Origin of the sequence: Anabaena sp. CCY 9402-a, from assembly GCF_963920945.1 — a bacterium.
Taxonomy (GTDB): domain Bacteria; phylum Cyanobacteriota; class Cyanobacteriia; order Cyanobacteriales; family Nostocaceae; genus Trichormus; species Trichormus minutissimus.
Window position 1 is genome coordinate 1 of sequence record NZ_CAWUDL010000032.1, and the last position, 19983, is coordinate 19983.

Sequence of the window (19983 nt, forward strand, 5' to 3'; positions counted from 1 at the left end):
CCACTCACTTTTTTTATTCTTAATACTGCTTAATCCTTAACCGAGAAGTATTGGGTTGGGTTGAGCTTGGAGAAACCCAACAAATATTTTAGTTATCATGTAGATGCGATAAATCGCATCTTATAAGTCATAAGATAATATTTTTTCCATGACAAAATTGATAAACTTTTGTCCCCTGCGTTCCACCTCTTGCTTTTTCATCACAATAAAATCCCGCCTTGCAAAAAAAGGTTTAGCTGTAATACTAGCTTCCACAAATAACTTTTGAATCCTTAAATTTCTCGCTTTAAATTCAATTTCTGCTAAAATTTTACTCCCAACACCTCGACCTTGAAAATCTTTATGACAATAAAAGCGGTCAATATGTCCATTCGCCTCTAATTCCCCAAAACCAATAACTTTACCATCCTCTTCCGCCACATAAGTCAACTTACTTTTTAAACTACTCATCCAAACTTCAACATCCATATTTACCGAAGCCCAAGCATCTACTTGTGCTTTGGTGTAATCACGAATATTCACCTCATGAACAGTGTCATAAAATAACTGCATAATTGCTTCAGTATCAGCTATTTCATATCTTCGTAATTTCATGATTATAACGTGAGTTCGACGAATTTTAAAAACCCCTCTCCAAACCTCTCCCCTGCAAGGAGAGAGGCTTAAAACCTGAATTTTTACTTGAGCTTTCAAGATATTTTCAGCCCCTCTCCGCGTCGGAGAGGGGTTGGGGAGAGGTCATCTAATCACGTTAATTATAGGTTAAATTTGCCCTCTCACCCAAGCCCGGAAAGCCTTCATAGTTGCATTTCTACCGTCGATTTTACTCCGCATTAAATATTCAGGAATAACTTGAGCAATAGGTAAATTAGGAAAAATTGCACTATTAAGAGATTTTACATATTTACCATCAACTAAAACATTAATTTCCAATTTAGTTCCATACCAACGCCACAATTCCGGGACTCCCAATAATTCACAATTATTAAAACGAGTGCGAGAAGTAATATCAATTTCAATAGCTAAATCTGGGGGAGGATCAATAGTTAAATCAATTCTATCCTTACCACGCACAGCAGCTTCATTTTGGATATAAAAACAATCGTCAGGTTCTACCCCAGCATCCATGATTTCTTGATCAAAAGTAGTAGAGCCCAAACTCCAAAATTCCATATCAAGTTCTTCTAGGAGGATTTCTACTAAATTCCCAATGATTTTTTTGCTTACCTCATGCTCTGGTAATGGAGACATTATTTCCAGCACCCCTTGACTATAAGACACCTTAAAACTACGATTTTCACCCAATTCCGCCAAAATATTTTTATATTCCGGCCAAGATATATTTTTAATTAATAATTGATGGCCGACAGGTACAATTAATTGTTTGAGTGCAAGTAACATCACTTCCCTCGCTTTTAAAATTTACCTAACCAGTACCAACTCCAGCATAATTCATTTATTGTTAACAACTAAATTTTGTTTATTTAAAGTAACTTAAAATCATACATATAAGTGAAAGCCGTCTGCAATTTCATCACCATGACAGCTATTACATTCAACCTCAACCCAATTGTTAAACTCACTAACGACCAATTTTACCAACTGTGTCGAGAAAATCCTGATGTCAAATTGGAGCGTAATGCTACCTACAGAACTATCAGGAGAGGATATATTACCAGGGTTTGTTTTAGATTTAACAATAGTTGGGAATTAACCTGATTTTCTTAGCTATTTTCATGTTGATTAACAGGAATTTCAATCACAAATTCTGCACCTTGTCCTGGTTCTGAATGACAAGATAATTTACCTCTATGTCTATCTACCACAATTTGATAGCTAATAGATAACCCTAAACCTGTACCCTTACCCACATTTTTAGTAGTGAAGAAAGGGTCAAATAATTTAGAAACAATTTCAGCATCAATCCCCATACCATTATCGGAAATGCTGATATTTATCCACTTGTTATTGATGACTTCAGTACGAATATAAATTTGCCCTTGTTCACCCACAAATGAACCTTCCAAAGCATCAATAGCATTACTGATAATATTCATAAATACCTGATTAAGCTGCCCAGGATAGCATTCTACTAAGGGTAATTTACCATATTCTTTAATCACTAAAATTTCTGGATGCTCTGGTTTAACCTTCAAACGATTATGTAAAATCATTAAGGTACTATCAATACCTTCATGAATATCAACTTGCTTAAATTCCGCTTCATCAAGGCGGGAGAAATTGCGTAGTGATAAGACTATTTCCCGAATACGCTGAGTACCTACACGCATAGATGTGAGCAGCTTTACTATGTCTTCCTTGAGAAAATCAAAGTCAATATCTATCAGGTATTCTTGAATTTCTTCTGGAGGGTAGAGAAAGTGAATTTGATAGAGTTGCACTAGCTGCAATAAATCGTGAGCATATTCACTAGCCGGAATTAAATTACCGTGAATAAAGTTAACTGGATTGTTAATTTCATGGGCAACACCTGCAACCATATTACCAAGTGAAGACATTTTCTCACTGTGGATAAGTTGGGTTTGGGTAAGTTGTAATTCCCGCAGAGTATTTTCTAAATTTTTGGCTTGTTGTTGTAACTTAATTTCAGCTTGTTTGCGTTCTGTAATATTCAGAGTTGTCCCCACAAGTCGATAAATTCTACCTTCGCTGTTTTTGAGGGGATTGATTTTAGTCAGCCACCAAGTTTCTTGATTGCGTAAAGTCAGACACTCTTCATAGCTGCTACTGATACCAGTTTCCACACAGTTTTTATATCGTTGACGAATGGCTGCACCTTCAGCAATACCATGCACATCTTCAGGTACTTTACCTATAACGTTGGCTAGACTAATACCTGTGGCTTTTTCGGCGGTAGAATTCCAGGCAGCATAACGAAATTCGCAGTTTTCTAGAACATCAATAACAAATATGATTTGATCAACACCTTCATAAATACTACGTAAAAACTGCTCTTGTTCCTGTAACAAAGCTTCTACATTCTTGCGATCGCGAATATCACGAGTAATGGTTGCAATACACAACAGTTCGCCAGTCTCTGGGTTCTTGACAGAAAATACATTATAGTCAACAGGTATCACCTCTCCAGTTCGGAAGTGTCGGAAACGATATTCATCTTGCCATAAACCATCTTTGATCACTGTAGGCATCATCTGTTGCTGTACATATTCTCTATCTTCTGGAAAAAAGAAGTCAGCCACTGTTAAGTCTTCAGTAGATGCCAAATCGTCTAAACCAACCAGCTTGCGTCCAGCTTCGTTGACAAATAGGGGTTTTGCTTCTAGATTTGCTAAACCAATGAAATCACTGCTATTTTCAATCAGCGAGACGAACATTTGGCGTTCTTTTTCCGCTTGTTTGCGTTCTGTGATGTCTGTGACTGTAACTACAAGTTGAGAAATGCAGAAATGACTATCCCAAAGAGGTGTGACATTCATTAGCCACCAACTTTCTTCCTCATCGGCTAAAAATTTTTCCTCAAAAAATATGCTTTTTTGAGATTTGATACATTCTCTGTAACGCTGGCGATAGTGGTTTGCTATGTCTTGAGGTAGTGCTTCTGCCATTGTTCTCCCAAAGAAAGGTTCTAGAGACATGGGGCTAATTCTCAGCATGGCAGGATTAAACTTAACGTAACGAAACTCTTCGCCATCAGCCAACACTTCTAAGACAAAAATACCGTAGTCTACACCTTCCCAGATACTTTGTAAAAATTGTGCCTGTTGTTGCAGTTGTTGCTCTGTTTTTTTGCGATCGCGCAGTGCGGCTTGTTGTTCGGTAATATCGAGTAGGCAACCATACCAGACAATTTTCCCTCCTACTCGACGTTCTGGTTTAGAAACAGCTTTAATCCACTTCTGCTGACCAGAGGGGGTGATAATTCGCCACTCATATTCAAAGTTTTGCAGAGTTTGGGCAGAGTGAGCGATCGCAGCCTCAACATTAGATATATCTTCAGGGTGAATATCTGCAAAGGTGGCAGAGGCATCATTTAGCAACTCTTTTGCTTCTCTCCCCGTAATTTCTCGACACCCAGAAGAAACATAAGGGAAAAACATTGTGCCATCAGCATGAAGATGAAACTCATACAGCATACCTGGTACATTGTCTGCTAGTCGTTGCAACCGCGATTCGCTTTGTTGCAAAGCTTTTGTACGTTCTTCAATCCTACTCTCTAACTCTTCGTTCAACCGCTTCAGTTCGGCTTCAGCTTGTTTGCGGGTGGTAATTACCTCGGTAAACATGACCATACCACCCACTGTGCCAGAATTTTCATACCAAGGACATATTTCCCATTTCACCCAATCGGTTGTCCCGTCGGCACGGCTAAAGGCATCTTCGGCACATTTTTCAATTTTTCCATGCAAACAGCGTTGATGAATTTCCCCCCAAAACACAGCCATCTCCGGGCAAATTTCGGAATGAGAGCGACCAATGATATCTTCATTACCTAAGCCGTAATCTTCTCGCCAACGACGACTAGCTTGCAAGTAGCGCATTTCCCGATCAAAAACAGCGATCGCCGCCGGTGTATATTCAATAAATAAGCCCATCTGTTCTTGGCTAGATTTCTTATCCCTATTTGCCACTAGTTGGCGTAGTTCTTGTAACTCTTGTTGTAGGGATTCATAAGTATTTTTATCTATAGTCATCAGATGATCGGCCATAGTTGCGCCACTTCCTAGGTCAGAGTTTGCAGGTAACATCATTTCTATGTTTCCCAATCTCCAGCCGACAGCATCAAGATTTGGGGCAATCTACAAAAGCCCGAAAGATGGGAGAGTGAGGGTTCATATCTTGCACCATTCTTAATAACCCTAGAATGGGCAATGCCAACGACATAAAAATCGGGGTTTCATCCCACTAAAAGCATTGCCCACAATACAAAAATTGCGGACTGCTATAATAATGTCGTTCTTTTGAGTTATCATCAGTTTCAAATATGTTGAATTAAATAAATTCACCAGGAGTACAAAAGAATAAATGAATAAGATAGGATTATTAATCGCAGGGTTCATTACCATTTCACCTTTGACTTTAGGTGTAGCAAAAAACGTACAGGCTGTAACCGAGCCAGTAAAAAAAGCTCAAAGTAGTCATGTTGAGCAACAAGTGCAAAGAACTTTTACAAACCTCATAAATGCTATTGAACAAAACAATTACACTCAGTTTATATCTCAAGGAAATGCTGCCTTTAAAGAAGGTATTACAAAACAAATATTTGCACAAGTTCACGGACAGTTAGCTCCTCGTATTAAAAAAGGGTATTCGGCAGTTTTTTTAGGGAAACTAAATCAGCAGGGTTATCAAGTCTACCTATGGAAACTTATATTTAAAGATGGCAATGATGATGTCTTAGCTAGATTGAGCATTAAAGATGGAAAAGTAGGTGGATTTTGGCTAAATTAATATTTCAAGTAAATACAGTAGCGAGATTAGCGACAACTTACACTCACAAACATGATCTTTAGTATTCTAATGGATAATTAGAATTTTTGTATTTCCTAACTCAACAATTCCCCTAATTGATGTTGAATTAATAATTGTTTCAAAGTCGCATTTTCTGCCTTCAAAGCCAAAGTTTCAGCTTCTAATTCATTAATTCTCTCTTTCATTGCTTCCTTAGAAGTCCCCTGTCTGTGAATCACTACCTCCTTATAAATTTCTAAATTAGTATCTTCGTTCATCCATCTTTGATAAGTTTTTGTATGTTCTTGGACTGTATGTCCTAGATAATCAGCCATAGTTTTTATAGGTACACGCAACCGATGACCCCGTATAGCATAAGCATGACGCAAATCATAAGGTCTAAAGCCTAAATCATTATTTCTAAATCTAATATAAAGTTTTGCTGTTTTATTACTCAGCTTTCCTTCGTTATAAGGCAATCGAATATTTTTTAACTTAAATAACTCCACCCAATGGGGATGTAACGGCGGAATGCCACAACTGCGTTCACCCGTTTTTGTACCCCCCGTCAAACTAGGATTCAAATTGACTAAATGAAAAGTATTTCTAAGGTCTATAAACGCCTCCAAATCTACAGCAAATAACTCATGAGGCCTTAAGCCATACGTTGCTAACATTCCATATGCCCATTGCCATTGTTCAGGCAGAGTAATATTATCTTTACTTGTGTATGCTGATAATGGCATACCGATTGTAAAATAACCTTGGACAATTTCCTCATCTGAAGGGATTTTGCGGATAGTTGGGAGAGGATTAGGAGTAGCATAAGCGTAAATAGTTTTGAGGTCATCAATCCCACAAAAATCACAGAATTTCTTTAATTGCCACACCAAAAAGAACCTAGATGATGTATTAGGTTTAGTTTTTTCTAAAGCCTCCTCTAATGCCTGTGCAGACATAGTTACATCTTGAGGTAATTTTTTCAAATGCCTCATATAATGGCTTTCCCAAGTCTTAATACCTCGTCTATCCTGCTCGTGAGTCTTCCAAAATTCTCGCTCATAGTCTTGAATCAACTCACTAATCAGTTTGGTATATTTATAATTATCTACCTGATCTATTTTTTGCGCTTGTTTACCTAGTAATTCAGGAGTCCACTGGAATTGTTTTGTAATTAATGATAAATCTAATTCCCGTGCCTTTAATACCGCCATTTTTACCCCAGCATCATTAGCGGTAAAACCACAAGAAATGGTATATTGTTTATTAGGACTACCATGTTTACCAACATCACCAGGTCTACAAGGAAAAGTACCCTGTAAACCTATAGTTTTTGGGCTAGTAAGTTTTAATTTAACTTTGACTCTATCTAAATTCAGGGCTGTATTAGCCTGTTGAACTGCATATTTAATTCTGAGATATTCCCGTTCTAACTTAGCTTGTTCATCAGATGCTGGGTATTTAGGTTTCCATTGCTTCCATTTAGAGGCTTCCCACTTATCAATGGGTATACCTTCCCATTCAGAATTACGAGGGTCAAAAGTAGTTGCAGGCATAATAGAGGCTGGAGACTAGTCTTAAGTAGGGTGTATTATAAAGTTAGCCTAACGCACCGTGTTATGTGGTAGCGTGTTGGCACATAGAACACTTTTTTTCGTGGCATACAATATCGAAAAAATGCGCCTCACACACTCTACAATAAATTTATTTTTACGTAAAATTCAACTAAAAACTCGTTGCAATTTTATACGGAATTGCTCTGAATAATACTGAAGTTAAGAGAAAGATACACAAGCAAAGTTCTGCACTATGATTTCCAGGTGTCTTTTACCATTTACGATGATAGCGATCGCAGCTAGCATCAGTAGCTGTGCTAACAACCTACCAGAAACCAGCACAACACCAACCCCAAGCCAAAGTATGGCTCAACTCAGAGCCAAACACAACAGTATCAAGTCCCCCTCTGATACCTCTAAAGCTGCCTCTGGCAACACAGTAAATGTGACTTTATATACAAGCGATATTCAATGCCAGGAACTTGTCCCGCAAAAAGTAACCGTACCAGCAGCAGAGTCTGTAACTAATGCAGTCGGCAAAATCATAGAAGAACAAGACACAGCCGACTTTAATTTGTCTGGTTATCGTGTCAGAGTCAACAATGGCATTGCTACAGTCGACTTGCGACTCTCACCCCAATCAAAACGTAAATTCGTCTCTCTTTCTGGCTGTGAACAGTTTGCCCTATTTGGCAGTCTCCGCAAAACCCTAACCAGTAATTCCCAGTGGAAAATTAAAGAAGTACGCTTTACTGAGAAAGGTGAAGCAATTGTGATTTAGTCAATATTCACTCCCCATCTGATCTAAATGTATATCTACGCCTACGCGATCGCAAATTCAGTGAATGCTCTTTTACTGGGGTGATGAAAGCCTAAAATAATATCAGTTTTGGGAATACCTGCTGCTAACAAGTCATCAACAACTGCTAAGTTAGTGCTATCTTCTTCTACCCAGATTTTACCATTTTGAATCTGAAGATATAAAATGATGTGCTGCACTCGTTTTTTGGCATCCCAGCCGCAACGCAGCCACAGGTATTGGTCGCGTTGTTCGTCTAAAATTAGGTGATCACCTACGCTGGACGCAACACTATTGGTAATTGTAGTTTCTGTAGTGTTAGCGCGTTGATAATTGCTCATTTCATAGTATTTTTTAATAGTTTCCTGGATAGTATTGCGATAATGGGTTAATTTATCCATTGCACGATTTGCTCCTGTTGAGTGTCTACGATAATTAATCGCAGGTTGTTTTGGCTAGTAATAAGTTGAATGGATGGAGGTTGAAAAAAATCTAAAATAGTGTTTTCTTTTACCTTTTTACTTGCCCGTATCTTCACTCTTCATATTCCCTAACCACTGTTCAACTAATTCAGCGACAATATCACTCATTTGTCGTTCCTGAGAAGCAGCAACAGCCTTCAATTGTCGATGGAGTTGCTTAGGTAAGTAGATAGTTGTACGAGTATAAGCCGGGTCAGTGCTTTTAGTAACAGAAGTAGATGTATCTGGCGTAGGTTGTGGCTGATCTCGCTGTTGACGACTACGAGCAGCATCAATTAAATCATCAAAACGGCTAGCTTTCTTCTTATTATTCACAGTAAAATTTCCTTTCCTACCTCGGAGTAACACCGCCAAGCAATTTTGGCGTAAGCATCTTTGACATCATTAACTGGAACACCCTCTAAAGCAGCACGTTGGAATACAGCCAAACGGCGAATTCCAGATTTAAACACAGGTATTCCAGCATTTAATAGGGTTGTCCTCGCTTCTTCTCCTGCTTTATTCGGATTTGGGGGAATGATAGTCAGCAGGATTTTATACTTTGTTTTAAGTTTTTTCAGTAAATCCACCATTTGCAGAGTTGCTGCTAGTGCGATCGCATCTGGTGTAGTCGGGATAACTAACAAATCGCATCCTTTAGCTAGAGTTTTTAACTCATCTGCATCTGGCCTGGCTGGGGTGTCAATAACTATATGCTCATAAAGCCCCGCTAAACTCACCCCCTGTTGCTCATCAGCCACCTTAAATGGCAAAGAACCCCGATTTGACCAATCTAAAGCACTGCGGTTTAAATCACCGTCTATTAACAGCGTGTCAGCTTGCTTCTGGAGATATGTAGCCAAGTGCAAGGCTGTCGTAGACTTCCCCACACCACCCTTGAAAGCCGCTACCGTAATGATCATTTTTTCTAAATGCAAATAATTTCCAGACTTTACTTCATATCTAAACATTTGAACATTTAATTTAGCTATAAAAATTTAAACATCTAAATGTTTAAATGCCAAAAATACTTTATAGGCTTTTAGATTGTATACTAAATATTCATGGACTAAAAGATTTAGTGCTAAGTTTATTCAGCAAATCGTGGGATAAAAATTTATTTAATACATAATTAAATTAAGTATTAGAAATGACCAATGCCCCATTCCCAAAAATGCTTTGTAAAGGCGTATTACGTTAATAGACAGGTGATCTGAAAAGTTTTACAATCAGACTGAAGGTAGTAAATTTACTTATTGCTCAATCAAACCAAGCATAGTAAAGATTTTCTAGCGATTCAGCTAGATTATTAAATCGCACTATTAATATAAAAAAGTCTTGATGAGAGGGTAATAAACCAATGGATGTAAAGCTGATTATCGTTGGGTTAACTGTCATATTCACCATTTCGTGCCTATTTTTTGGCACGAAAAATGGATTTTATGATTCAGAGAACTATCACGGCAATGGCTCTGCCCATTGATAGCTCAAAGCAAAAGGCAAGTTCCCTAAGCTTCTAGCTTTAGGGCTTCTCGTTATCAGCTTTTCCCAAGCAGTGAGGGTTTGCAAGAGGTGTCCTCCCCAATCAAAAACCCATATTCTTAGGGATGAGAGGCACATTGTCAAACTTACCCCTAGGTTACAAACCAAAATCCTTAGAAAAGTGGGCTTTTGGGATATGTCAAAGATTATGAGATGGGAGGGGAGGAAAGCATGAGGGATAATGTGCCAGCATACTCCCGCGTTGACACAGAGGAAACAGCAACAGAATTAGAATGCTTTCCTTATAGTGTTCAGCATCATGACGAGGGTGTATGTTTGTTGGTGCGGATGGGGCCACACCGCATCCTACTAGACTGTGGTTTAGCAGACATTTCATCCTTAAAAAAAAGTGTCACTAAATCGTCAAAGCTACCAGCAGATTTAGTATTAGTCACTCATGCTCACCCAGACCACGCTAGAGGGTTATTGTCACTGCATCAAGCCTTCCCTCATTTACCCATCTACGCCAGTGAAGTAACTAGCAAATTGCTGCCTCTGAGTTGGACAGAGCAAGAAAACGTCCCACAGTTTTGTCACGCCTTGCCGTTGCGATCGCCCATTGAGTTACAAAAAGGGCTAGTTGCGGAAATCTTCCCCGCCGGACACTTGCCAGGCGCAGTAGCAATTCTCCTCACATACACCACAGCCCAACGCGCTTATAAGCTCCTCTATACAGGAGATTTTTTCTTATCTAATTCTCGATTAGTAGAAGGTTTGCGGTTAGAAGAATTGCGGGGTTCAGATGTGAACGTGCTGATTGTTGAAGGCACTTACGGCACATCACGTCACCCCCACCGCCGCAACCAAGAAAACCTACTAGCTGAACGCATCAACCAAGCGATCGCAGACGGTTCTTCTGTGCTACTACCCACACCCGCATTAGGTTTGGGGCAAGAACTGTTAATGCTGTTGCGCTCTCACCACCATTTCACCGGTAGAGATTTAGATATTTGGGTTGATGGTGCTGTGGCTAAAGGGTGCGACGCTTACTTGGAACTATTACCCCATCTACCGCCATCAGTCCAAAACTTTGCCCGCCATCAACCTTTATTTTGGGATGAACGAATACGCCCCCGTGTGCGGCGGTTGCAGTCAGAACATCGTCACACCGTGGGAATATCTCCCTGTATTGTGCTTACAGATGTCACAGCAGATTTTAGCCAATACTGCCAACCCAACACCGGGTCTTGGCTCGTCTTACTGCCAGAAAAAATAGATGTCAAAATTAAAAAGCAATACCCAACACCCACAACCATCGAAACCTATCTACTAGCACAGCACAGCGATGGCCCTGGAACTACCCAGTTAATTCATAACTTGCGACCCCAACACGTTGTCTTTGTGCATGGTTCTGCGGCTTATTTAGCCGACTTAACCAGTTTGGAGGAATTACAAAACCGCTATCACATCCATTCTCCCTTGGCTGGTACGCGCGTAGAACTGCCCATTGGGGATACCTTTTTACAACCAGCCGCCCCTGAGACAAATTATCAAGGGGAAGTAACAGAATTAGATACACTCATCACCATTACACTACCCGATGCCATCACCGCCGATCCCCGTTGGCGACAGTTTGCAGATACAGGTTTAATCGAAGCCCGTTGGCAGGGAGAAGAATTAGTATTTAAGGGCTTAACACAACGAGAATTGCTGAATCAAAATAGCGATCGCTATTTTATGTCCGATGTCGATTGCTGTGGTACTTGCCGACACCAAAGGGGACAACGCTGTTGGAATCCAGCTTCTCCTTTACATAACTTTAGAGTCACCCTAGAGGGTTACTGCCCCGCTTTTGAAAGCACAACAAATGTTGAATAGTCATGAGTCATTAAATAATTAATCCTGAGTACGAGAGTTTACTCAGGATTAGGGTGTATACAGAACTAGGTAAGTAGGAAGGGACAGATAAACAGAAGTTTTTGCAGAAAAATGAAGCTTTTAAAACTACCTTTCCTCCTGCCTTCTGCCTCCTGCCTCCTGCCTCGTTTATTCAGGATTCGACTCAGGATAGTGGTTGCGGATACGCTCGGCTTCTGGACAATCTTCAGTCATGAGTGGTTCTACATTACCGCGTGGGACTGAAGCTAACTTTTGAGTTACAGCACCGATGCTTTCGAGGCGAACCATTTCTTCCCAAGAACAAACTTCGTCTTCTTCTTCTGTTTCATAGCGCAGGGTCACTAAATCGCCTTCTATGTCGAGAATGCGGGCGCGTTCTATCCAGCGTTGCTGGTCCCGCAAGAAAACACATACCTCCCGCCCATCGCAACACAGTTGATAAATCTTGCGGTGTAGCATGTACTGCTTCTGCCTTTTTAAACAACGTAGTTAAACCTTTCCAAATCTGGGTTTTACCCCAAGCAAATGAAACCCTTCGGAGGGGAGTTTCATGGTTCAGAATCAGTGTGTCAGTTAAACCCACCCAAGGAATTGCTATTAGTTGTGAGCATTTAGGGAAATGTTGGGTCATAAACTGGTAGTGACTGCACCAAGATTCTATCTCTTTCAGGGTCATTTAGCGAATGTCTACTTCTTCATAGAAGTAAGAAAATTCGGTACTTGTCCTCACCTGCTGAATATGGGCTGGTAAGTCCTTTCTACCATTATGTAATAATAAATACTCCAAAACAAGCGATGATTGCGGTTGTTCAATTTGCCTACTTGTAATCATTGGCATTGCTGAGAAGCCTGGGGCTTCGGCTTGACTGTTACCCCTACGTATTTGATCTTAACTCATTCTTTTGCTGACCTTCACGGTTTTCAACAACAAAAGCCTAATAGTTTTGAGTTTAAGAATTTTTCCTGACACAGAAAGGGGATTGGGGACTGGTGATTGGGGACTGGGTAGACATTTTCCTACTCCTTACTCCTTACTCAGCACTCAACACTCACCACTATTCGCAAGACTTGTATTGATTGATAGACTCAATCAGCAGTTGAGAAGATCCCTCTCGTTTAATTTTTCCTGTATGCACTGCATCACATAAATCTGCCAGAACTGCCAAATCTTCTGGCGGATAGCATTTAGTCGCCAGTACCTGATGCAGTAAGCCCTCAGATTCAACGCTCAGATATCCAGTTTGAAAAGCAGATTCAACAAGTGCGCGAATCATCGTGTTTTGGTAGAGTACGCAGTTTATCTCCTCCAGTTTGGACTACTTTACGTTCTTGATGATTGATATAGAACAGCAAACCGTTGTGATTTTAATTACAAGAAAGTGTGATCCGTATCACAATAAGTAATACAAAAATTAATGTTAGTGATGGGGGATTGAATTTTCCCCCTACCTCCTGCTTTCTGGTTAAGCTTGAAAAAACTGGCGGAAATCCTCATCCTTGGTACTTAGTTGCACCCAGTCGAGATTTAAAGACTGAAATTTTTGCGCCAAGCGATCGCAGGCGGGGCGTTCAGTGGCATAATGTCCAGCATCGATCAAAATGAGATGGCGATCGCGGCTTTCTTGAAATTGGTGAAATTTGCAGTCAGAAGTTAGATAAGCTTGTGCGCCTGTTTTCACCACCGCCGAAATATAACCAGCCCCCGAACCACCCAACACCGCCACCCTAGAAACTACCTGCTGTAAATCAGCACTGGGGGAAAAAATTAAATCTGGAGGAGTCAGGCGATTTTGAATAACTGTGAGTAATTCCTGTAACGTCAAAAATGGTTCTAATAATCCCACCCGTCCATAACCCAACTCTGCTTGGGTAGGTACAATAGGGGCAACATCTTTTAATCCTAAAATTTGCGCCAAAACGTCAGCCGTACCATCGGCGACTTGATCAAAATTGGTGTGGGCGGTGTAGATACCGATATTGTGGGTGAAGGCTAATCGCGCCATCTCCGTAATCGGTTCGCCAGAGCGGAAAGATTTGGGGGGACTGAAAATTAAAGGATGATGGGCAAAAATTAGATTAGCATTTAAGGCGATCGCTTCTTCCATTACCGCCAAAGTTGGTGTTAAACATACCAAAACTCTCGCCGACTCTTGTAAGACACCAGGCTCAATCTGCCAGCCACAATTATCCCAGCTTTCGCACCAAGCAGGATTAGCCCATGCTTCAAACCAAGTAATTAAATCAGCAATTTTCATTAATGTTTTTGGGGTTGAATATTCAACTCTAATGCTAATTGTTCACGTCTTTCCTGAAAAGGTTTGTTCCAAATAGGAGAAGCATTCCAATCCCAAGCAGCTACAGGGATAAGTTCAGCTTGAGCTAGATGAGTTAACAAACGATATTCATCTTCTGGTTCGCGGGAAAATGTAAAAGGATTCCGAAAACCGTTATCACACAACTTATAAGATTGAGATTTACCACGATGAATGCGTTGTATAAGTTCCTTGGTTTTCATGAGTAAATAATCTAGAAAAATCAAACTAAAAGGCTCTATAAAAGCACGATTTTGTGGGTCTTTTTGTACCCACTTTGCCCATTCAAAACCATAGATAAAATCATGTACATAGCGAAAACGGATTTCACTATTAATTCCAAATAACTCGGTCAGTAATACCATTTTATTAGCAAAATTTCCTAGGAAATCAACCGCATCATCTTCTGTATTTAATGCCTGATACAACATACTACTAACCATAAAATCAAAATCCCAAAAGATATTCTCCGGGAAATTTTGCAATTGAGATTTAACTATACTTTCTAAAGTATTTTGCAGATTGTTAATTAATTGATTATCTGTAATATTTTCTCTAATTAATAATTCTATTTCTACAAAGCTAGTGATTATCTTTTTGTGAGGATCAAGACTTAAAAGCTTCACATTATGTTGATTAAGGATTTCATCAATAAATTGGAAACTATTGTTTGGTACAATGTGTGACTGCATCTTTATTGAGATAGGCTAAAGGCTGCAAACGATTATTATATATTGTTACAACACATAAATTTATTTAACATAAATAAACTTAACCGCTATACCCTTACGGCTATAGCGGGAGAGGATGTCACATCCCTATACCATTATCCTATGCTGCTACTAGCTGATAACTTTGCTCCAACATTTCTGTAATTTGCTCAACCGGAACAGGACGACTAAAGTAAAAACCTTGACCTTCATGACACCCCCGCTTTTGCAAATAATCAAGCTGTTCTTCAGTTTCTACACCCTCAGCTGTGATTTTCAAATGGAGAATTTTGGCTAAAGCAATAATCGCATCAGTAACGGCGGCACTGTCAGTATTAGAGACGACATCCTGCACAAAAGAACGGTCAATTTTGATCATGTTCACAGGAAATTGTTTGAGATAGTTGAGTGAAGAATAACCAGTTCCAAAATCATCTAGGGCTAGCCAGACCCCTAATTCTCGTAATTGTTTTAAGGTTTTTACGGAACGCTGTACGTCAGTCATCAAAAAACTTTCTGTCACCTCCAATTCTAGGTAAGATGGGTGTAGATCAGTTTCTTGGAGAATTTGGTTAACTACTTTTACCAAATCTGCTTGTTCAAACTGTCGTGCAGAGAGGTTTACCGACATCCGAAGAGGAGGAAGTCCGGCACGTTGCCACGCGAGATTTTGAGCGCAAGCAGTCCGCAATACCCATTCACCAATCTCGATAATTAAACCATTGGCTTCTGCGATGGGGATAAATTGGGCGGGTGATACTAAACCCCTTGTAGGATGTTGCCAGCGAACTAATGCTTCAACGGCTTTTATTTCTCCACTGGGTAAATCTATTAAGGGTTGGTAATAAACTATGATTTCGTTGCGTTCTAAAGCCCCACGTAATTCATTTTCTAATGCCAACCTCTCCTGCAATTGGGCATTAATTTCTGGGGAATAAAACTGTGATTGACTACGGCCTTGTAGCTTAGATTGATACAGGGCTATATGAGCCTGTTGCAAGAGTTGATCAACATCGTGATCAAAACTATTCATAGTGATACCGACGCTAGCTGTGATATGAATTTGGATATCTTGAACAGTGAAGGGTTTAGCTAAGGTACTCAGCAGCAACTGGGAGAGTTTGATTAAACTTTCTAATGATGGTATGTCTGTGCGTGCGATCGCAAATTCATCGCCATTCAAATGAGCCAGGATATCAGTTGCAAGGATGCAATTATCCAACCGCATTGCTACTGCTCTTAATAATAAACTTGATTGCTCAGGTTCGAGGGCATGACTCACCCCTGTAAAATCATCAATACCCAAAACTATCACAGCGATCACTTTGTCGCTATTCTGTGGACAGATACTTTGCTGGAGGCGATTAATGAATAGTTCCCGATTAGGTAATCCCGTCACTTTGTCATAATGGCTGATTTGGTCAATTAATTCATCTAATTTGTGTAGGGTGTGCGAGGTATCTGCCATGAGTGTACCTGCTTCGTCTGCAAATTCTGTAGGCAACTGAGGCAGGGTTTTGGTGTTGAGATAGTCTTGCAATGCTTTTGATGTCAAATTGACAGGAGCAAGGAGGTAATGTAGTGCATAAAGTGTAGCTGCCGTACCTACCAAAGTTGCTATCAAAGCGATAACTAAAACTCGAATTATCATCTCCCAAGAATAGGAATTGGAGATGACAAAACTGAACAGCAATGACAATAGCGGTATGTGAGTACCCAAAAAAGCTACCGACATGATTTTGGCGGTATAACTTTTTTTGAGAAATTTCCAATGGGCTAAGAAGGAATATAGGTAAAGCGTTTGACTCAGATACATAGATACTTGATAATATTTGATAGTTAGCTGGTTATCTTTCGCCACAAATTAGTCTGGAGCGAATTAACCAGTTAAAGCGATTTCAGTTATTTATTATACTAACTTGGTAAAAATAATAATATTGCAATTATTCGGTTATTTTCTTTTAAAGATTAGGTTATGAGCATTTTTATGATTAATCCTTTCTAAGCAATTTCACTTAACAAGTATAAAGACTGTAAATTAGTTAGCTAGTGATTGTTGGTAAACTGCGTTGGCGAAGCCTCTCGTAGAGATGGTCTCCGACCGACGGTCGGTCATCGCTACAATCATCAGGTGAAAGGGAAAATGGTGATCCATCCCCCAATCCCTAATGACTAATGACTATTGATCAATAATTCCGCAATTGTGTCTGGAATTAATTGCTCAACATTACTTAAAACCACTGCTGCACCTGCTGTTACTAGTGTCTGTGCATAAGCTTCACAACGAGTTGCTGTTTCTTGCACATGAGGCGGTAAGATACCTACACCAATCCAAGTACGGTGCGGTTGGAGTTCTCTGGCTTTACCAACGGTGTACATATCGGCCACCGTATCACCTACGTAGATCACAGTCGATGTGGTTTCTAAGCCATTTTCCAAATGATTGAGCGTGGCAAACAGCCCGGTAGGATCTGGTTTACCGGGTGCATCCTCCATTGCAATCAACACTGGAGACTGTAAGCCAAGACGTTTTTCTAAAACATAGGTAGCAGAAGCACGAGTAGCACCACTAAAAAAGCCCCAAGCAATATCCGCTTGTGTCAGATGTTCTAAATAGCTAGGTTGTAATAATAAAGGTTCATCACAGATGTATCCTGTCCAGTTTTGGGGATCTAGACCACGATAACGGGATTGAAAAAAGGTAACTATAGTTTCGTAGTTAAGTTGTAATTGTTCACGAGGCGTTCCTTGACTAGCAAAGTAGCGATAAATAAATTCTTGGGATGCTTCCCAATCGTTATTCCAGATACCTTCTGACTTGAGTTGGTCAATTTCTAGGGATGTAGGGCGATAGGTGTTGTCAGTAAAATACTCTACCGTATCTGCCAGTGCGCGACGATAGGAATTGCCAACATCACGCACCACACCGTCAATATCAAATACAACGATCGCTTTTGTTGAGGGTTTTGCAGTCATGGGATGGGGGAAGTGAAATTTTTAGCTATTAAATTTTAAATTGAGTCATGATTGAAAATAAGTCAATTTCTGATTAAGAATTACTATTTGGTGAATTGGTAAGTATTGCGTTAAAATAAGCGATCGCAAACTTAGTAAGTCATAGCCGGATATTCCCCGGAGGTGTAATTGTCCAAGTTCATTTTGAAAATCCTTTGGCTAGACGAGAACGTTGCCCTGGCAGTTGATCAAGTTGTCGGCAAAGGTACAAGTCCTTTGACTAAGTATTTCTTCTGGCCTAGGAATGATGCCTGGGAAGAGTTAAAGAAAGAACTCGAATCCAAGCACTGGATTACCGATATAGATCGCGTCGAGTTGCTCAATAAGGCAACAGAAGTGATTAACTACTGGCAAGAGGAAGGTAGAAACCGTCCGATGGCAGAAGCACAGTTAAAATTCCCTGAAGTTGCCTTCACTGGTAGTGCTTGATTGAGGTACTGGGGACTGGGGATTGGGGATTGGAGACAAGGGGGAAACTTTTATATGTCCCAATTCTCCACCCACCCAATCACTACTGACTACTCACTACTCAGCACCGGCTAAACGCCGCGCTACCGCTAACAGAACTAAATTGCCACAATTTGATGGTTTTGTCCCGGCTGCCACTAGCAATTAGTTGTGCAACTTGGCTGACAGCAAGAGTGGTTACTGAGTCTACATGACCAAGAAGGGTTGTTATCTCTTGTGTTGTGCTGACTTGCCAAAGCTTGATGGTTTTGTCCCAACTGGCACTAATGAGCGTTTTGCTATCGGCGGTGAAAGCTACTGCCACTACTGCCCAGGAATGGCCTAAGAGTGTGCCAATTAGCTGACAAGTGTTGACATCCCAAAATTTAATGGTGTTATCATCGCTGCCTGTAGCCAGAATTTTACCATCTGGGCTAAAGGCGATCGCTAAAACCGCCCGTGTATGACCTGAGATTGTTTCTAACAAGTCATAGCACTGGCGGTTTTTCAATTGCCAAAGGCGAATTGTTCTATCAAAGCTAGCACTGGCTAAAAGTTGTCCGTCTGGACTAAAGGCGACTGCACTCACCTGTAATTGATGTCCTTGGAGGGAAAAAATCTCTGCACCGGTCTCAACATCCCAAAGTCTGATTTGTTTGTCCCAACTCCCACTAGCGAGGATTTGCCCATCGGAACTAAACGCTACTGATTTGACGGCGTGTGAGTGTTCAACTAAGGCGTAAATTTCTGTAGATGTTGGGATATGCCACAATTTCACAGTTTTATCATCGCTAGCTGTGGCTAAAATTTGACCGTTGGGACTGAAAGCAACCGATGTCACACCTTGGGAATGTCCTGATAAGGTATTAATTACTGTTGTCGTCTCTAATTCCCATAATTTGATCATTTTATTTTCGCCACCGCTAGCTAAGATTTTGCCGTCAGGACTGATGGCGAGGGCATTAATACTAGTAGTTTCTGTAAAAGTATGGGTGCATTGCCACGGATTAGGGGATTTTAAATCGCCGCGAGAATATGTAGATGTATTGGCGATACCCATTGTCACCATAACTGCATCGGCGGATTGGTAGCGTTGAGTAATGGCTTTTTGGAGTAATTTGTCAAGTATATTACCTAGGCGATCGCTTATCCTAGTAGTAAGATACTGTCGCCACACCCAAACTACATTGGCAATGTCAAACAAATCAAAGGGTGAAATCTGGGTAAGTAAATAAATACAAGTTACACCCAAGCTATAAAGGTCACTAGCAAATACTGCTTTACCTATGATTTGTTCTGGTGCAGCGTATTCTGGATTACCAGTAATGGTGTTAGTAGTTAGCTGGTTAATATCTGAGGCGATTTGAGCATTACCGAAATCGACTAATACCAAATTTCCTGAATTAGTACGGATAATATTGTGGGGTTTTATGTCACAGTGAATCAGATGGCGATCGCTAATAAATTTCAGAACTGGTAATATATCCACTAAAAGTTGCCAAATTTGAGTTTCATTAAAAGCACCTTCTGCATCTGCTATCTGAGCTAAATTCGAGCCTACAATAAATTCTTGTACTAAATAAAAGTGATCATTCTCTTGGAAATATGCCAATAAAGCTGGAATTTGTAAATGTTTTCCTATTTCCTTAATTAACCATGCTTTTTGTTCAAAGCTGTCTAATCTTTGATTGTCACAATATAGTTTTTGTACTACACAAACAACAGGCGGAGATTTACCTTCATCTACAGCAAAGTAGCTTTCACAAAATCCCCCTCGACTAATTAAATTAACTAACCGATAACGGTTTTGTAAAATATTCAAAATAACCAAAACCTTTTTATTCTGGCAACATCCCAATTGGTTCAAAATAA

Annotated in this window: 20 protein-coding genes and 1 pseudogene; 5 read left to right on the forward strand and 16 right to left on the reverse strand. The window is 40.1% G+C overall.

Annotation, left to right across the window (positions count from 1 at the left end):
* Window positions 1–120: 120 nt before the first annotated feature.
* Both ACM0OR_RS13555 and ACM0OR_RS13560 read right to left on the reverse strand, forming a co-directional pair.
* A complete protein-coding gene (locus tag ACM0OR_RS13555) occupies window positions 121–594 on the reverse strand; it encodes a GNAT family N-acetyltransferase (protein ID WP_414576715.1) in 474 nt (157 codons plus the stop codon).
* 168 nt (window positions 595–762) lie between these two features.
* Window positions 763–1401 (reverse strand): Uma2 family endonuclease, encoded by a 639-nt coding sequence (locus ACM0OR_RS13560; protein WP_414576717.1) that lies wholly within the window; start codon window positions 1399–1401, stop codon window positions 763–765.
* A gap of 138 nt (window positions 1402–1539) precedes the next feature.
* Between ACM0OR_RS13560 and ACM0OR_RS13565 the strand changes: the two are divergent.
* Window positions 1540–1644: pseudogene (locus ACM0OR_RS13565) on the forward strand (Uma2 family endonuclease); the annotation flags it as partial.
* A gap of 80 nt (window positions 1645–1724) precedes the next feature.
* On the opposite strand, the gene ACM0OR_RS13570 reads toward ACM0OR_RS13565, so the two are convergent.
* Window positions 1725–4727, reverse strand: coding sequence for a PAS domain S-box protein (locus ACM0OR_RS13570; protein WP_414576785.1), 3003 nt, complete (start codon window positions 4725–4727; stop codon window positions 1725–1727).
* 277 nt (window positions 4728–5004) lie between these two features.
* On the opposite strand from ACM0OR_RS13570, the gene ACM0OR_RS13575 reads away from it, so the two are divergent.
* Window positions 5005–5430, forward strand: coding sequence for a hypothetical protein (locus tag ACM0OR_RS13575; protein WP_414576719.1), 426 nt, complete (start codon window positions 5005–5007; stop codon window positions 5428–5430).
* A 95-nt stretch (window positions 5431–5525) separates the two neighbouring features.
* Here the strand turns inward: ACM0OR_RS13575 and ACM0OR_RS13580 are convergent, their stop codons facing one another.
* Window positions 5526–6986, reverse strand: coding sequence for an integrase (locus ACM0OR_RS13580; RefSeq protein ID WP_414576721.1), 1461 nt, complete (start codon window positions 6984–6986; stop codon window positions 5526–5528).
* A 253-nt stretch (window positions 6987–7239) separates the two neighbouring features.
* On the opposite strand from ACM0OR_RS13580, the gene ACM0OR_RS13585 reads away from it, so the two are divergent.
* A complete protein-coding gene (locus tag ACM0OR_RS13585) occupies window positions 7240–7767 on the forward strand; it encodes a hypothetical protein (RefSeq protein WP_414576723.1) in 528 nt (175 codons plus the stop codon).
* 41 nt (window positions 7768–7808) lie between these two features.
* Here ACM0OR_RS13585 and ACM0OR_RS13590 read toward each other — a convergent pair whose 3' ends face one another.
* The 4 genes from ACM0OR_RS13590 to ACM0OR_RS13605 form a co-directional block, all read right to left on the reverse strand.
* A complete protein-coding gene (locus ACM0OR_RS13590; protein WP_414576725.1) occupies window positions 7809–8186 on the reverse strand; it encodes a XisI protein in 378 nt (125 codons plus the stop codon).
* A gap of 117 nt (window positions 8187–8303) precedes the next feature.
* Window positions 8304–8582 (reverse strand): CopG family transcriptional regulator, encoded by a 279-nt coding sequence (locus tag ACM0OR_RS13595; RefSeq protein WP_414576727.1) that lies wholly within the window; start codon window positions 8580–8582, stop codon window positions 8304–8306.
* Window positions 8579–9169: an AAA family ATPase gene (locus ACM0OR_RS13600; RefSeq protein ID WP_414576787.1), complete on the reverse strand. Its 591-nt coding sequence runs from the start codon at window positions 9167–9169 to the stop codon at window positions 8579–8581. The genes ACM0OR_RS13595 and ACM0OR_RS13600 overlap by 4 nt, the downstream gene beginning before the upstream one ends.
* Window positions 9170–9506: 337 nt before the next feature.
* A complete protein-coding gene (locus tag ACM0OR_RS13605; protein ID WP_414576790.1) occupies window positions 9507–9674 on the reverse strand; it encodes a hypothetical protein in 168 nt (55 codons plus the stop codon).
* 285 nt (window positions 9675–9959) lie between these two features.
* Here ACM0OR_RS13605 and ACM0OR_RS13610 point away from each other — a divergent pair, with 285 nt between their 5' ends.
* Window positions 9960–11606 (forward strand): MBL fold metallo-hydrolase, encoded by a 1647-nt coding sequence (locus ACM0OR_RS13610; RefSeq protein WP_414576729.1) that lies wholly within the window; start codon window positions 9960–9962, stop codon window positions 11604–11606.
* A gap of 168 nt (window positions 11607–11774) precedes the next feature.
* On the opposite strand, the gene ACM0OR_RS13615 is transcribed toward ACM0OR_RS13610, so the two are convergent.
* From ACM0OR_RS13615 to ACM0OR_RS13645, 7 genes are all read right to left on the reverse strand, one after another.
* A complete protein-coding gene (locus ACM0OR_RS13615; RefSeq protein ID WP_190699577.1) occupies window positions 11775–12086 on the reverse strand; it encodes a DUF6679 family protein in 312 nt (103 codons plus the stop codon).
* Between the two features lie 217 nt (window positions 12087–12303).
* Window positions 12304–12465, reverse strand: a complete 162-nt coding sequence (locus ACM0OR_RS13620; protein ID WP_190699574.1) for a hypothetical protein — start codon at window positions 12463–12465, stop codon at window positions 12304–12306.
* Between the two features lie 217 nt (window positions 12466–12682).
* Window positions 12683–12901 carry a hypothetical protein gene (locus ACM0OR_RS13625; RefSeq protein ID WP_190699571.1) on the reverse strand — a complete coding sequence of 73 codons (219 nt, stop codon included), beginning with the start codon at window positions 12899–12901 and terminating at the stop codon, window positions 12683–12685.
* Window positions 12902–13090: 189 nt separating this feature from the next.
* Entirely contained in the window at window positions 13091–13882 is a 792-nt protein-coding gene (locus ACM0OR_RS13630; RefSeq protein WP_414576732.1) for a Nif3-like dinuclear metal center hexameric protein, read from the reverse strand.
* Window positions 13882–14631, reverse strand: a complete 750-nt coding sequence (locus ACM0OR_RS13635) for a hypothetical protein (RefSeq protein WP_414576733.1) — start codon at window positions 14629–14631, stop codon at window positions 13882–13884. Before ACM0OR_RS13635 ends, ACM0OR_RS13630 begins: the two co-directional genes overlap by 1 nt.
* A 139-nt stretch (window positions 14632–14770) precedes the next feature.
* Window positions 14771–16465, reverse strand: a complete 1695-nt coding sequence (locus ACM0OR_RS13640; RefSeq protein ID WP_414576788.1) for a putative bifunctional diguanylate cyclase/phosphodiesterase — start codon at window positions 16463–16465, stop codon at window positions 14771–14773.
* A gap of 356 nt (window positions 16466–16821) precedes the next feature.
* A complete protein-coding gene (locus tag ACM0OR_RS13645) occupies window positions 16822–17625 on the reverse strand; it encodes a TIGR01548 family HAD-type hydrolase (RefSeq protein ID WP_414576735.1) in 804 nt (267 codons plus the stop codon).
* A 168-nt stretch (window positions 17626–17793) separates the two neighbouring features.
* On the opposite strand from ACM0OR_RS13645, the gene ACM0OR_RS13650 reads away from it, so the two are divergent.
* Complete coding sequence (locus ACM0OR_RS13650; RefSeq protein ID WP_190699551.1) at window positions 17794–18093, forward strand: 30S ribosomal protein PSRP-3; 300 nt, start codon at window positions 17794–17796, stop codon at window positions 18091–18093.
* Window positions 18094–18193: 100 nt separating this feature from the next.
* On the opposite strand, the gene ACM0OR_RS13655 is transcribed toward ACM0OR_RS13650, so the two are convergent.
* A complete protein-coding gene (locus ACM0OR_RS13655) occupies window positions 18194–19933 on the reverse strand; it encodes a protein kinase domain-containing protein (protein ID WP_414576736.1) in 1740 nt (579 codons plus the stop codon).
* Window positions 19934–19983: the final 50 nt, after the last annotated feature.

What these genes read in the sequence shown, in the direction of transcription:
- ACM0OR_RS13615 (WP_190699577.1), bottom strand. Translation starts at nt 12,086, where the DNA reads ATGCTACACCGCAAGATTTATCAACTGTGTTGCGATGGGCGGGAGGTA.
- ACM0OR_RS13620 (WP_190699574.1), bottom strand. Translation starts at nt 12,465, where the DNA reads ATGCCAATGATTACAAGTAGGCAAATTGAACAACCGCAATCATCGCTT.
- ACM0OR_RS13600 (WP_414576787.1), bottom strand. Translation starts at nt 9,169, where the DNA reads ATGATCATTACGGTAGCGGCTTTCAAGGGTGGTGTGGGGAAGTCTACG.
- ACM0OR_RS13580 (WP_414576721.1), bottom strand. Translation starts at nt 6,986, where the DNA reads ATGCCTGCAACTACTTTTGACCCTCGTAATTCTGAATGGGAAGGTATA.
- ACM0OR_RS13635 (WP_414576733.1), bottom strand. Translation starts at nt 14,631, where the DNA reads ATGCAGTCACACATTGTACCAAACAATAGTTTCCAATTTATTGATGAA.
- ACM0OR_RS13560 (WP_414576717.1), bottom strand. Translation starts at nt 1,401, where the DNA reads ATGTTACTTGCACTCAAACAATTAATTGTACCTGTCGGCCATCAATTA.
- ACM0OR_RS13625 (WP_190699571.1), bottom strand. Translation starts at nt 12,901, where the DNA reads ATGATTCGCGCACTTGTTGAATCTGCTTTTCAAACTGGATATCTGAGC.
- ACM0OR_RS13590 (WP_414576725.1), bottom strand. Translation starts at nt 8,186, where the DNA reads ATGGATAAATTAACCCATTATCGCAATACTATCCAGGAAACTATTAAA.
- ACM0OR_RS13570 (WP_414576785.1), bottom strand. Translation starts at nt 4,727, where the DNA reads ATGTTACCTGCAAACTCTGACCTAGGAAGTGGCGCAACTATGGCCGAT.
- ACM0OR_RS13585 (WP_414576723.1), top strand. Translation starts at nt 7,240, where the DNA reads ATGATTTCCAGGTGTCTTTTACCATTTACGATGATAGCGATCGCAGCT.
- ACM0OR_RS13555 (WP_414576715.1), bottom strand. Translation starts at nt 594, where the DNA reads ATGAAATTACGAAGATATGAAATAGCTGATACTGAAGCAATTATGCAG.
- ACM0OR_RS13640 (WP_414576788.1), bottom strand. Translation starts at nt 16,465, where the DNA reads ATGTATCTGAGTCAAACGCTTTACCTATATTCCTTCTTAGCCCATTGG.
- ACM0OR_RS13645 (WP_414576735.1), bottom strand. Translation starts at nt 17,625, where the DNA reads ATGACTGCAAAACCCTCAACAAAAGCGATCGTTGTATTTGATATTGAC.
- ACM0OR_RS13575 (WP_414576719.1), top strand. Translation starts at nt 5,005, where the DNA reads ATGAATAAGATAGGATTATTAATCGCAGGGTTCATTACCATTTCACCT.
- ACM0OR_RS13630 (WP_414576732.1), bottom strand. Translation starts at nt 13,882, where the DNA reads ATGAAAATTGCTGATTTAATTACTTGGTTTGAAGCATGGGCTAATCCT.
- ACM0OR_RS13610 (WP_414576729.1), top strand. Translation starts at nt 9,960, where the DNA reads ATGAGGGATAATGTGCCAGCATACTCCCGCGTTGACACAGAGGAAACA.